Source organism: Streptomyces sp. NPDC048566, from assembly GCF_043199735.1.
In the GTDB taxonomy this organism is placed as follows: domain Bacteria; phylum Actinomycetota; class Actinomycetes; order Streptomycetales; family Streptomycetaceae; genus Streptomyces.
Window position 1 is genome coordinate 152,911 of the sequence record NZ_JBICWL010000006.1, and the last position, 12,640, is coordinate 165,550.

At 75.4% G+C, this 12,640-nt stretch carries 9 protein-coding genes; 6 read left to right on the plus strand and 3 right to left on the minus strand.

The annotated features are described in order from the left end of the window. Positions 1-455: 455 nt before the first annotated feature. The 3 genes from aceE to ACGFS9_RS13145 all read left to right on the plus strand — a co-directional run bounded on the left by aceE (position 456) and on the right by ACGFS9_RS13145 (position 4,991). Positions 456-3,155 (plus strand): pyruvate dehydrogenase (acetyl-transferring), homodimeric type, encoded by a 2,700-nt coding sequence (aceE, locus tag ACGFS9_RS13135; protein WP_393252832.1) that lies wholly within the window; start codon positions 456-458, stop codon positions 3,153-3,155. A 208-nt stretch (positions 3,156-3,363) separates the two neighbouring features. After that, positions 3,364-4,335, plus strand: a complete 972-nt coding sequence (locus ACGFS9_RS13140) for a helix-turn-helix transcriptional regulator (RefSeq protein WP_393252833.1) — start codon at positions 3,364-3,366, stop codon at positions 4,333-4,335. A gap of 134 nt (positions 4,336-4,469) precedes the next feature. Then, the gene (locus ACGFS9_RS13145; protein WP_393253074.1) at positions 4,470-4,991 is read left to right on the plus strand and encodes a DUF4240 domain-containing protein; all 522 of its coding nucleotides are present in this window, start codon (positions 4,470-4,472) and stop codon (positions 4,989-4,991) included. Positions 4,992-5,326: 335 nt separating this feature from the next. Here the strand turns inward: ACGFS9_RS13145 and ACGFS9_RS13150 are convergent, their stop codons facing one another. Then, positions 5,327-6,052 carry a peptidoglycan recognition protein gene (locus tag ACGFS9_RS13150; RefSeq protein WP_393252835.1) on the minus strand — a complete coding sequence of 242 codons (726 nt, stop codon included), beginning with the start codon at positions 6,050-6,052 and terminating at the stop codon, positions 5,327-5,329. 392 nt (positions 6,053-6,444) lie between these two features. On the opposite strand from ACGFS9_RS13150, the gene ACGFS9_RS13155 reads away from it, so the two are divergent. Further along, a complete protein-coding gene (locus ACGFS9_RS13155; RefSeq protein ID WP_393252837.1) occupies positions 6,445-7,629 on the plus strand; it encodes a MarP family serine protease in 1,185 nt (394 codons plus the stop codon). Between the two features lie 130 nt (positions 7,630-7,759). On the opposite strand, the gene ACGFS9_RS13160 is transcribed toward ACGFS9_RS13155, so the two are convergent. Continuing rightward, on the minus strand, positions 7,760-8,251 hold the full coding sequence (locus tag ACGFS9_RS13160) for a GNAT family N-acetyltransferase (protein ID WP_393252839.1): 492 nt from the start codon (positions 8,249-8,251) through the stop codon (positions 7,760-7,762). Between the two features lie 72 nt (positions 8,252-8,323). Between ACGFS9_RS13160 and ACGFS9_RS13165 the strand changes: the two genes are divergently transcribed. Next, on the plus strand, positions 8,324-9,241 hold the full coding sequence (locus ACGFS9_RS13165) for a TIGR01777 family oxidoreductase (protein ID WP_393252840.1): 918 nt from the start codon (positions 8,324-8,326) through the stop codon (positions 9,239-9,241). 225 nt (positions 9,242-9,466) lie between these two features. Next, positions 9,467-10,858 (plus strand): NAD(P)/FAD-dependent oxidoreductase, encoded by a 1,392-nt coding sequence (locus ACGFS9_RS13170; protein ID WP_393252842.1) that lies wholly within the window; start codon positions 9,467-9,469, stop codon positions 10,856-10,858. Between the two features lie 169 nt (positions 10,859-11,027). Here ACGFS9_RS13170 and ACGFS9_RS13175 read toward each other — a convergent pair whose 3' ends face one another. Then, the gene (locus tag ACGFS9_RS13175) at positions 11,028-12,500 is read right to left on the minus strand and encodes a regulator (protein WP_393252844.1); all 1,473 of its coding nucleotides are present in this window, start codon (positions 12,498-12,500) and stop codon (positions 11,028-11,030) included. Positions 12,501-12,640 lie beyond the last annotated feature (140 nt).

A 12,640-nucleotide genomic window follows, 5' to 3' on the forward strand; every position in this document is an offset into this window, starting at 1 on the left:
GGAGCCGCGATCGGCGGGTCCCGGCCGCGGGCGTCCGGCGTCCCGGGTCCGGCACCGGCAGCTCCCCTCCCCCTCCCCCTCCTGAGGCTCCCCTTCCCCCAGCTCCCCACCCCGCGCTCCGCCGCCCTCCTCCCGCGACGCCGACTCCCCCCTGCTCCTCGTCCCCGTTTCCGGCCTCCGGTACAGCGGAGCGCCTCGACGCTCAGGTGTGCCCCCACCTGCGAGAACCCCGCCGCTCGGCGGCACCCCGTGCCCGCGGGAAAGGCACCCGGTGCCGACTTTTGCGATCTGAAGAGGTTTTCTCCCGGAACCCTTTGATCGATCATCGATCAGGGAGTTACAGTCACCGACGGGCTCGCACCGGAGCCCGCCGCCCTGTCCTGCCACAGACCAAGGGCACCCCCGAAACCCCTTGCCGACGAGGGAACCCCCCTCCGCATCCGGAAGGCGGCGCAATGACCGACCCCACCGCAATCCAGCCGAGCGAGCTCGACCAGCTCCCGGACCGCGACCCCGAGGAGACCGCCGAATGGCAGGCCTCCCTGGACGCCGTCACCCAGGCGGCCGGGCCGCACCGTGCCGCGTACCTGATGCGCCGCACGCTGGAGCGCGCCGAGGGCAACGGTCTCGCGCTGCCCAAGCTGCTCGAGACGGACTACGTCAACTCCATCCCGACCTCCGCCGAGCCCGCCGTGGACGGCGACGAGGCGATGGAGTCCCGGATCACCGCGTGGAACCGCTGGAACGCGGCCGCGATGGTCACCCGGGGCGCGAAGCACGGCGTCGGCGGCCACATCGCCACCTTCGCCTCCGCCGCCTGGCTCTACGAGACGGGCTTCAACCACTTCTTCCAGGGCAAGGAGGGGGACGGCTCCGGCGACCAGCTCTACATCCAGGGCCACGCCTCCCCCGGCATCTACGCCCGCGCCTTCCTCGACGGGCGGCTGAACGAGCAGCACCTGGACAACTTCCGCCAGGAGTCGGGCGGCAACGGCCTCCCGTCGTACCCGCACCCGCGCCGGCTGCCCTGGATGTGGGAGTTCCCGACCGTCTCCATGGGCCTCGGCCCGCTGTCGGCGATCTACCAGGCCCGCTTCAACCGCTACCTCACCCACCGCGGCATCAAGGACGTCTCGGCGTCCCACGTGTGGGCGTTCCTCGGTGACGGCGAGATGGACGAGCCCGAGTCGACCGCGGCACTCGCACTCGCCTCCCGCGAGGGTCTGGACAACCTGACCTTCGTCATCAACTGCAACCTCCAGCGCCTCGACGGCCCGGTCCGCGCGAACTTCAAGATCGTGCAGGAGCTGGAGGCCCAGTTCCGCGGCGCCGGCTGGAACGTCGTGAAGTCGCTGTGGGGCAACGCCTGGGACGAGCTGTTCCGGCTCGACACCACGGGCGCGCTCGTGCGCCGCCTGCGCCAGGTACCGGACGCGCAGGTGCAGACGTACCAGACCCGCGACGCCGCCTACATCCGCCAGGACTTCTTCGGCGCCGACCCGGCGCTCGTCGAGATGGCGAAGCTGCTGAGCGACGACAAGATCCTGGAGTGCTTCCACCTCTCCCGCGGCGGCCACGAGCCGCGCAAGGTGTACGCGGCCTACAAGGCGGCCGTCGAGCACAAGGGCGCGCCGACCGTCATCCTCGCGCAGACCGTCAAGGGCCACACGCTCGGCGAGGGCTTCGCGTCGAAGAACGCCAACCACCAGATGAAGAAGCTGTCGACGGACGAGTTCCGGCAGATGCGCGACCTGCTCGACCTGCCCATCCCCGACAGCCGGTTCGTCGACGGCGTGGTCCCCTACGGCCACCCGGGCGCCGACTCCCCCGAGGTGCGCTACCTCCAGGAGCGCCGCGCCGCCCTCGGCGGTCCGGCCCCGGCCCGCCGCACGCACCCGCTGGCCCCGCTGCCCGCCGCCCCGGACAAGGCGTTCGCGTCCTTCGACAAGGGCTCCGGCTCGCAGAACGTGGCGACGACCATGGCGTTCGTCCGCCTGGTCAAGGACCTGGTGCGCGACAAGGAGACCGGCAGGCGCTGGGTGCCGATCGTCCCGGACGAGGCCCGTACCTTCGGTATGGAGTCGCTCTTCCCGTCGCTCGGCATCTACTCGCCCAAGGGCCAGACCTACGAGCCGGTCGACCGCGACCAGCTCATGTACTACAAGGAGGCCGAGAACGGCCAGATCCTCAACGAGGGGATCACCGAGGCCGGTTCGATGGCCGACTTCATCGCCGCGTCCACCGCGTACGCCACGCACGGCGAGGCGATGATCCCGTTCTACATCTTCTACTCGATGTTCGGCTGGCAGCGCACGGCCGACCAGATGTGGCAGCTCGGCGACCAGCTCGGCCGCGGCTTCCTGGTCGGCGCCACCGCCGGCCGCACCACCCTGACCGGCGAGGGCCTCCAGCACGCCGACGGCCACTCCCCCGTCATCGCCGCGACCAACCCGGCGGCGCTGTCCTACGACCCCGCGTTCGCCTACGAGATCGCGGCGATCGTCAAGGACGGCCTGCGCCGGATGTACGGCGAGGCCGCGCCGGGCGAGGACCCGAACGTCTTCTACTACCTGACCGTCTACAACGAGCCGATGCCGCAGCCCGCCAAGCCGGCCGGTGTCGACGAGGGCATCGTCAAGGGCCTGTACCGCTTCAACACCGCGGAGTCGGCGGGTCTGAACGTGGCCGGGGCGAACGCCCCGCGCATCCAGCTCCTCGGTTCGGGCACCGCGATCCACTGGACGCTCGCCGCCCAGAAGCTGCTCGCCGAGGAGTGGGGCGTGGCCGCCGACGTGTGGTCCGCGACCTCCTGGACCGAGCTGCGCCGCGACGCGCTGGACGCCGACGCGGCCCTGCTGCGCGGCGAGGACCGGGTGCCCTACGTCCGGGAGGCGCTGCACGGAGCGGAGGGCCCCGTCCTCGCGGTCTCCGACTACATGCGCCAGGTCCCGGACCAGATCGCGCAGTGGGTCGAGCAGGACTACTCCTCGCTCGGTGCCGACGGCTTCGGCCTCTCCGACACCCGCGAGGCGGCCCGCCGGCACTTCGGCGTCGACGCCGAGTCGATCGTCGTCGCGGCGCTCGCGCAGCTGGCCCGCCGCGGCGAGGTCAAGGCGTCCGCGGTCAAGGAGGCCAGGGAGCGCTACGGGCTGTAGACGCCGGCGGCCCGGGCCGCGGCGGTGAGGCTCTCCGGGAGGGGCACGGCGGACGCCGTGCCCCTCCCGGGCGTACGGGCGCGCGTGCGGCGGCCCCGGCGGCAGGCCGCGGGGCGGGCGGCCGGGCGGCGCGCGGTCTTCCGGGGCGCCGCCCCGGTGTCAGCGGTCCGTCCCCTCGGTGTCAGTGAGGCCCGGCATCATGGGTTCCATGCGTGCTGCTCGTCTGATCAAGATGGTGCTGCTGCTCCAGACCCGGGCGTCGATGACCGCCGCCGAGCTGGCGCGGGAGCTGGAGGTGTCCGAGCGCACGATCACCCGGGACGCGCAGGCGCTGTCGGAGGCGGGCATCCCGGTGTACGCGGACCGGGGCCGGGCCGGCGGGTACCGCCTGGTCGGCGGCTACCGCACCCGTCTGACGGGGCTGGCGCGCAGCGAGGCGGAGGCGCTGTTCCTGAGCGGGGTGCCGGGGGCGCTGCGCGACATGGGCCTCCAGGACACGGCGTCCGCGGCCCGGCTGAAGGTGTCGGCGGCGCTCCGGCCGTCGGTGCGGGACGCCTCGCGGACGGCGGCGCAGCGGTTCCATCTGGACGCCCCCGCGTGGTTCAGCGAGCCGCGGACGCCGGAACTGCTGCCGGCCGTCGCGGAGGCCGTGTGGGACGACCGCCCGGTCGTCGCGCGGTACCGGCGGGCCGCCTCCGAGGTGGAGCGGACGCTGGAACCGTACGGTCTCGTCCTCAAGGCGGGCCTGTGGTACCTGTGCGCGCGGGTGTCCGGCACGGAGGCCTTCCGGGTGTACCGGATCGACCGGTTCACCGCGGTCACGCCCGGCCCGGAGCGGTTCCGGCGGGAGGAGGGCTTCGACCTGCCGGGTTTCTGGGCGGAGCGGGCCGAGGAGTTCGCCCGGTCCGTGCTCCGCTCCGAGATCTCCGTGCGGCTGTCCCCGGACGGTGTGCGGCAGCTCCCGCACGTCCTCGATCCGGCGACCGCGAAGGGGGCGCTGGGCACCTCGGGGGTGCCCGACGAGCAGGGCTGGGTGACTGTCACGCTGCCGGTGGAGACCGAGGAGGTGGCCCGCGCCCAGCTGCGCGGGCTGGGCCCGGAGGTGGAGGTGCTCGCGCCGGCGTCGCTGCGGGAGCGCTGCGCGCGGGACGCCGCGCGATCGGCCGCGCTCTACCGGTGACGCGTCCGGCGGACCGCGCGCGCCCCGCCCCCGGAAAGGCGCCAAAGCGCCGGTCCCGCCTCGGCCGTGCGCGCATAACAATCTGCGCCACTCCGCGTGCGTCCCTCCTCCGCAGGCCCGATGCTTGTCCCGTGATGGACGAGACGGAGTTCTGGCAGCTGGTGGACTCGACCCGCGAGGCCGCCGAGGGCGACCCCGAGGAACAGGCCGACCTGCTGGTCGAGCGGCTCGTCCGGCTGGACCCGGACGCGGTCCTGGACTTCGCCCGCCACTTCGAGTCCCGCTACAACCGCGCCTACCGCTGGGATCTGTGGGGCGCCGCGTGGGTGCTGCTCGACGGGGCGAGCGACGACGCCTTCGACTTCTTCCGCTGCTGGCTGATCGGTCAGGGCAGGGAGGTGTTCGAGGGCGCGATGCACGACCCGGACGCGCTCGCCGGGCTGCTGGACGAGTTCGACGAGGAGATCGACGGCGACGGGGAGGAGCTGGGGTACGCGGCCGACGAGGCCTACGAGCAGCTCACCGGTGCCGTGGCGCCGGACCTCGGCATCCCGGTCGCGGCCTCCGAGCCGGTGGGCACGCCGCTCGACTTCGAGAACGAGTCCAAGCTGGCGGAGCGCTACCCCCGGCTGTGGGACCGCTTCCGCGAGGACTGAGCCGCGCCCCGAGCGCGCCCCGGCCGGTTCCGTGCACCGGCCCGCGCAGGGCCGGTGCACGGATGATCCACCGCACACGACCGGTCCGGACGACCGGCACGAACGACGGCCCGCACAGGGCCCGCCCGTACGGACCGGTCCGTACGGGCGGGCCCTGTGCGGGCCGGTTCGTAGGACCAGCCCGCGGCCGGTCCGCACGGTCCCCGCCGCATCCGGCCCGCACCGGTGCCCGACGGCGCGGCGCCCGTCCCGCGGCTGCGCGCCGCCCCGGGGCGGCGGGGCCCTGCCGCCGCGGGGCGGGCCGTGCCCGCGCACCGGCGGGGGCCGGGCGGGCGTCAGCGGCCCTGGTAGCGGGCCGCCTCGGCGCGGATCTCGGGCAGGCGGGCGGAGAGGGCCGCGCCGGGACAGCTCGTCATGAAGCCGTCGTCGTGTCCGGCGACGGTGGGCAGGACGGCGGTGGTGCCCTTGGCGTACCGGCTGAGGCTGTTGCTGGAGACCAGCCGCACGCCGGCGCGGGGGTCGATGCCGCTGAGACCGAGCTTCCACGCGGCGAGCCGGGCGATGGCCTCGGTCATGGCCCTGGGCACCGGGGTGCCCGCCGTGAAGGTGCCGATCGCGGCGATGCCGGCGGTGCGGTGGTTGAAGCCCTGGGCGTGGGCGCCGGTGACGGGCCGGTCGACGCCGCCGGCGCGGCCCTCGTAGATGGTGCCGCAGCGGTCGACGAGGAAGTTGTAGCCGATGTCGTCCCACCCCTTGGCGCCGGTCTGGCCCGCGTAGAAGTCGGCGATGATGCGGGGCACGTCGGCGCAGTCGTAGCCGTTCGGCGAGTCGGTGTGGTGCACGAAGACGGCGACGACGCGGTCGTCGTAGCGGGGCGGCGGCTGGCTGCGCGGGGCCGCGGGGTCGAGCCACACCGACCGCGGCTCGATGGGCGGCCGTGCGGCGGAGTGGTCCACCACCGTGCGGGCCGCCAGCGGCGCCCTGACGGCGGCACGCGCCGCGGTGCGGTCCACGCCCGCCGCGCAGGTCACGAGCGCCGCGACGGCCAGCAGGCCCGGCACGCAGGCCAGCAGGGCCAGGACGGGTTGCGACAGCGCCGCCCGGGGGCGGCGCGGGTCGCGGGATCCGGGGGGCCGGGGCTCGCGCCCCGAGCGTATTCGGACCCCGGCCGCCCGGTGGAGCGGGCGGCGCCCGTGGGGCGCGGGGCGCGTTCCGCGCCCCGCGTTCGGTATCCGAGGCCCCCGAGACTTCCCGAAGACACGCATGGACCCACCCTGGCCCGGATCCGAGCGGGCCGCGATGTGGACTGGGCCACCCGGTGGAACCATCGGACGTGTCCGGGACGTTTCTACCGGTCCACGGGTGTGTGGTCGTTCCCACGGCACCGCACGCGCGTGGCTGATCAATGGGCCCGCCCGGCACGTACTGAGGGGCCCCAGAGAAAGGCGGCTCCGTGGACGTGCTCGACCTCCTGCTGATGCTGGTGATCCTGGCCTACGCGGCGTCCGGATACCGCCGCGGCCTGGTCGCCGGCTGCGTCTCGCTGGCCGGTTTCGTGGGCGGCGCGGTGATCGGCGTGTGGGTGCTGCCCTGGATGATGGAGCTGGTCACGGCGGGCACCCCGGCGGCGACGGTCACCGCGGTGCTCACCGTGCTGGTGCCCGCCGTGGTGGGGCACGAACTGGCCGGCCGGCTGGCGCTGAAGCTGCGCCGGGAGCTGGACGGGGGGCCGCTGCGGGTGGCGGACGGCATCGGCGGGGCGGCGGCGAACACGCTGGCGGTCCTGCTGGTGGCGTGGGTCGCGGCGAGCGTGCTGGGGGCCTCCTCGTCCCCGGTGGTGACCCAGTCGATCCGCAACTCGGCGCTGCTCGGCGCCGTCCAGAAGACGATGCCGGAGACGACGCCGGCCTGGTTCTCGCGGGCCACCTCGGCGCTCACCGAGGCGGGCTTCCCGCAGGTCTTCAACCCGTTCGAGAACGAACCCGCGGCGGGCGTGGCGCGGCCCTCGGGCGACAGCGTGACCGCCTCCGCGACGAACGCGGCGAAGCTGAGCACGGTGAAGGTCGAGGGGGTCTCGGGCAACCAGGGCCGCGAGGGCAGCGGGTTCGTCTACTCCGCGCAGCGCGTGATGACCAACGCCCATGTGGTGGCGGGCATCGACCGGCCGACGGTGCGGGTGGGCGGGGTCGGCCGCCCGTACCCGGCGCGGGTGGTGCTGTTCGACCCGCAGAAGGACGTCGCGGTGCTGTGGGTGCCGGGCCTGCGGGCCCCGGTGCTGCCCTTCGACGGGGTCGCCGCCCGCGGCGACTCGGCGGTGGTGGCGGGCTATCCGCAGGACGGCGGCCTCGACCTCCAGGCGGCCACGGTGGCGAGCCGGATCAACGCCACGGGCCAGAACATCTACAACTCGGGCACGGTCACCCGCGAGATCTACTCGATCCGCTCGACGGTCCGCCCCGGCAACTCCGGCGGCCCGCTCCTGACCACCGACGGCAGGGTCTACGGGATGGTCTTCGCCCGCTCGACCTCGGACAGCGAGACGGGCTACGTGCTGACCGCGCACGAGGTGGCGGGCGACGCCCGCCGGGCGGCCCACGCCACCGCCCGTGTCGACACGGGCGCCCTGGTCACGTCCTGACCGGGCCGGCCGGTCCGGCACCGCCGCGGTCGCCGGCCCGACGGCCCCGGGCGCCGGCGCGGGCGGCCGTGCCGGCGGCCGACCGGGGCCGGCACGGGGACCGGGACCGGGCGGGTGGCGGTCGGTCCGGTCAGAGGGACCGGCCCATCAGCACGTCGTCCACGTACACGCCGTCGAGCAGGAACTCCCCCGGCAGGACGCCCTCGACGGCGAAGCCCTCGGAGGCGTAGAGGGCGCGCGCCGGGACGTTGTGGCCGAGCACCCGCAGGGTGACGCGCCGGGCGCCCTGACGCCGGGCCTCGGCGACGACGGCCCGCAGCAGGGCGCGGCCCACCCCGGCGCCACGGGCCTCCTCGGCCACGGCGAGTCCGAGGATCTGCCGGACGTGGGCGTTGCAGGCGAGCGGGGTGGGGAAGCCGAGCCGGATGTAGCCGACGATCCGGCCGTCCCGTTCGGCGACGAGATGGTCGCGCGGGCCGAAGCGCTCGCCGAAGAACGGCTCGTACGGCGGCCGGGGCCGGGGCATGACGGCGTGCAGCGTGGACCAGGTGTCGCGGTCGAGTCTGCCGAGTGCGTCCTCGTCGTCGAGGACGGCGGTGCGGAGGTGCGGGGCGACGGCCATGCCGATCACTGTACGACCGGCCGCCTCGCGGCCGGTCCGGGATTTCCGCTGCTTTCCGGGCAGGATGACGTCATGAGCGACTCCTCCCTGCCGCCGGGTTCGCGTATCGCGATCGCCGGCGCCTCCGGTCTCATCGGCTCCGAACTCGCCCGCTCCCTGCGGGCGGACGGGCACGAGGTGGTGCGGCTGGTCCGGCACGCCCCCGCCGCGCGGGAGGAGGTCCGCTGGGACCCGCAGCGCCGGCGGATCGACGCGGCCGGGCTCGCCGGATGCGCGGCCGTGGTCAACCTCGCCGGGGCCGGGGTGGCGTCCCGGCCGTGGACGCGGTCCTACAAACGGCAGATCCGGGACAGCCGGGTGCTGGGCACCGCGACGCTGGCCGAGGCGGTGGCCTCGCTCGACGAGCCGCCGCGGGTGTTCGTGAACGGGAGCGCGATCGGCTTCTACGGCGACACGGGCAGCCGGTCCGTGGACGAGTCGGCTCCGCGCGGCGAGGGGTTCCTCGCGTCGGTGTGCGAGGAGTGGGAGGCGGCCACCGCCCCCGCGCGGGACGCCGGGGTGCGCACGGTGCTGCCCCGCACCGGGCTGGTGGTGTCGCGGGCCGGCGGGGCCTGGGCGAAGCTGTTCCCGCTGTTCAAGGCGGGACTCGGAGGCCGGCTGGGCGACGGCCGCCAGTACTGGAGCTTCATCTCGCTGCACGACGAGGTGGCCGCGATCCGGCATCTCATGGACACGGAGTCGCTGTCCGGGCCGGTGAACCTGACGGCCCCCGACCCGCTCACCAACGGCGAGATCACCGAGGCCATGGGCCGGGTCCTGAACCGTCCGACGCTGCTGGCCACCCCCGCCCCGCTGATGCGCCTCGCCCTCGGTGAGATGTCCGGGGAGATCCTGGGCAGCCAGCGAGTGCTGCCCGCCCGCCTCCTGGAGTCGGGGTTCGCCTTCGCGTTCCCCTCGATCGACGGCACGCTGCGGGCCGCACTGGGCTGAGCGGGAGGACCGGGGGCAGGGGCGGGGGCGGTCCCGCTCGGCCCCGCTCCGCCGCCGGGGTGCCTCCCCCGGCGGGGGAATGCACCCCCCGTGCCCCCGTGCACGGCCGCCGCGCGACTTCCGCCGCCGCCGCACACCTCGCACCCTCGATCCGAACTCGGGTATTCCTGAAGCCTGTTGGGGGCATGACGTCTCCATCGGCCGCGCAACCTCGAGGAGGGGCACGTGCTAGAGCCCGCACGCCACGCCGCGCACAGGGCGGCGATCGCGGAAGACGTGGACGTCGTGGTCGTGGGAGCCGGCGCCGCCGGCCTCGCGGCCGCACGGCACCTGACCGGGGCGGGTCTGCGGACCGCCGTCCTGGAGGCCGCCCCGCATGTGGGGGGCCGCATGTCCACGGAGAAAGTCGACGGCTTCCGGCTGGACCGGCTCGGCCGGCTCCTGGCCACCTCCTACCCGGAACTGCGGCACACCCCCGGCCTGGACGCCCTGGCCCTGCGCCCGTTCTCGCCGGGCGTGCTGCTGCACAGCGACGGCCACCACCACCGGGTCGCCGCACCCGGCACATCGCGGAGCGCGAGGGGCGCACTCACAACTGCGCGCGCCCTCGCGAGCGCCCCCCGGCTGCCGCTGCCCCGCCCGGCACGCGGGACCTCCCGGCCGGGGGCGCTCGGCGGACCGCTGGACCCGTCGCGGCTGGCGATGGCCCTCGGACGGCTCGCCGCCACCGAGCCGGAACGGCTGCTCGCGCGCCCCGAGGGCACCACCGCCCGCGCCCTGGCCTCCCGGGGCCTGCCGCCGCGCACCGTCGAGGGCGTGCTGCGCCCCCTGCTGGCCGCGCTGCTGTGCGACCCGGACCTCACGACGTCCAGCCGCTGCGCGGACCTCGCCCTGCACTCCTTCGCCACCGGGCTGCTCTGCCTGCCGGAGGGCGGTGCGGACGCGCTCCCCGAACTGCTCGCGGCCGGCCTGCCGCCGGGCACGCTGCACACCAACGTCGAGGTCACCGCCGTGTCCACGACCACCGTGGCGACACGGGAGCACGGCGAGATCCGCTGCCGGGCCGTCCTGGTGGCCACCGGGGCCCGCGCCGCCGCGGAGCTGCTGCCGGGGCTGCGGGTCCCGGCCTTCCATCAGGTGACGGTCCTGCACCACACCACGGACGAGCCACCGCTCGCCGACCCGGCCCTCCTCCTGGACGCCGACCGGAGCGGGCCGGTGGCCCACACGGCCGTCGTCAGCCAGGTCGACCCGACGCGGGCGCCGGCGGGCCGCGCCCTGGTCTCCTCCACCGTGCTGGGCGGCACGCCCGGGCCGGCGCACCTGGACGCGGCGGTCCGCGCCCAGCTGGCCCGGATCTACGGGACCCCGACCGCCCGCTGGGAACTGCTGGCCGTGCACCACGAGCCCGAGGCGGTCCCGGCGATGGCACCGCCGCACGACGCCCGGCGGCCGGTGCGGCTGCTGGCGGGCCTGTACGTGTGCGGCGACCACCGGGACACGAGCACGGTGCAGGGCGCACTGCACTCCGCCCGGCGGGCCGCCCACGCCCTGCTGAGGGACCTGGGCGTCCGTCCGGCCCCGCCGGCCGGGCGGCTGGAGCCGGCCGCCGCCTGAGGCGCCCCGTCCGCCGGGCCCGACGGCGCCCGGCGGACGGCGGGCTTCCCGGTCTCCGGCACCCCAGGCCGGAGACCGGGGACGACGGGCCGCGCCCTCCGCGGCGGGAGGGCCCGTACCCCGGCACGCGCCGCCTCGCCGGGCCGGCGCGGTGAGGCGGCCGGGCCGCTCAGGCGAGGGCGGACACCTTGTCGCGGTAGCCGCGCACGGGCGCCGCGTCCTTGTACGGTTCCAGCCGCCGCTCGAAGTCCCGTACGTACTCCACGGCCCGCGCCGACCGCATCTCCGCCGCCTGCCCGGCCGCCTCCGCGCCCAGCAGGCAGGCCTGGTCCAGCTCGCCGAGACCGAGCCGGGCCGAGGCCAGTACCACCCGGCAGAACAGCCGGCTGCGGGCGTAGCCGGGCGCCCGCAGCTGCAGGGAGCGCTCGGCGTGCTGGGCGGCGGCACGGAACTGCTGGAGGTCCCGGTGGCAGTGCCCGAACTCGTCGGCGAGCTGGGCCTCGTCGAAGAACCGGGCCCAGTGCGGCGCCTCGTCGCCCGCCCGGGACGCCTCCAGCGCCCGCTCGGCGCGGACCAGGGAGGCCGTGCAGGCGCGCACCTCGCCGAGCACGCCGTGCCCGCGGGCCTCGACGGCGTGCAGCAGCGCCTGCACCTGGTGCGGTCCGGACGACCCGAGCCCCTGCTGGGCGACCCGGGCGAGCTGCACGGCCTCCCGCCCGTGCCCGAGGTAGACGGCCTGCCGGCTCATCGTGATGAGCACGTAGGCGCCGTAGACCCGGTCGCCGGCCGCCTGGGCGAGCCGCAGCGCCTGGACGAAGTAGCGCTGGGCGAGCCCGTGCGCGCCGATGTCGTACGAGGTCCACCCGGCGAGCCGGGTGAGGTCGGAGGCGGCGGCGAACAGGTGCCGGCCGGTCTGCTCGCCGTACGCGCCGCGCAGCATCGGCTCGGCCTCGTGCTCCAGGTAGCGGACCAGGGCCTGCCGGGCGTGCCCGCCGCCGTAGGCGTGGTCCAGGGCGCGGAACAGCTCGCCGACCGAGCGGAGGGCGGCGATGTCCCCGCCGGAGACCCGCTGGCCCGGCCCCCGTTCGGTACGGGCGCGGCGGTGGTGCGGGGCCGCCGGGTCCGGTGGCCCGGTGAGCCGGGGGGCGGCGGGCCGGCCCTGGGCCGGCACCCGGGAGGTCTGGTCGCCGTGGGCGACCCGGTCGTCGGCCCGGCCGATCAGCCAGTCCCGGCTGGGGACGACCAGACCGGCCGGGGTGAAGGCGATCTTGCGGAGTTCGGCGTGGCTGCCGGAGTCCTTGCGCCACAGGCCGCTGACGATGTCGACGGCCTCCTCGGGCGTCGCCGCGAACTCCAGTCCCGCGTACACGGGGGCGCAGGCGTCGAGCCCGAGGTCCTGCGCGGTCAGGCGCCGGCCGAGGCGGCGGGTGAAGACCTCGGCGATGAGCGCGGGCGTGGTTCCGCGGGGCTGCTGCCCGCGCAGCCACCGCGTCACCGAGGTCTTGTCGTATCTGAGGTCGAGTCCGTGTTCCAGGCCGAGCTGGTCCACGCGACGGGCGAGACCTGCGTTGGAGAACCCCGCTTCTGCGATGAGCGCGGCGAGCTGGCGGTTGGGAGTGCGCTGCGCGGGTCGTTCCGTCATCTGCGGTGCGGTCTCCTGCCTTTCGGGTCTCCCGGGGGCGTTTTCGGGGCGGCGTGGAGCATGCTCGGGCCGCCCCGAGGTCCCCCGGTGCCCGGATTGCCTGTGAGCAGCCCTTATGGCCTCGTGAACGGCGCGAATGT

What these genes read in the sequence shown, in the direction of transcription:
- aceE (WP_393252832.1), top strand. Translation starts at nt 456, where the DNA reads ATGACCGACCCCACCGCAATCCAGCCGAGCGAGCTCGACCAGCTCCCG.
- ACGFS9_RS13140 (WP_393252833.1), top strand. Translation starts at nt 3,364, where the DNA reads ATGCGTGCTGCTCGTCTGATCAAGATGGTGCTGCTGCTCCAGACCCGG.
- ACGFS9_RS13145 (WP_393253074.1), top strand. Translation starts at nt 4,470, where the DNA reads ATGGACGAGACGGAGTTCTGGCAGCTGGTGGACTCGACCCGCGAGGCC.
- ACGFS9_RS13160 (WP_393252839.1), bottom strand. Translation starts at nt 8,251, where the DNA reads ATGGCCGTCGCCCCGCACCTCCGCACCGCCGTCCTCGACGACGAGGAC.
- ACGFS9_RS13165 (WP_393252840.1), top strand. Translation starts at nt 8,324, where the DNA reads ATGAGCGACTCCTCCCTGCCGCCGGGTTCGCGTATCGCGATCGCCGGC.
- ACGFS9_RS13175 (WP_393252844.1), bottom strand. Translation starts at nt 12,500, where the DNA reads ATGACGGAACGACCCGCGCAGCGCACTCCCAACCGCCAGCTCGCCGCG.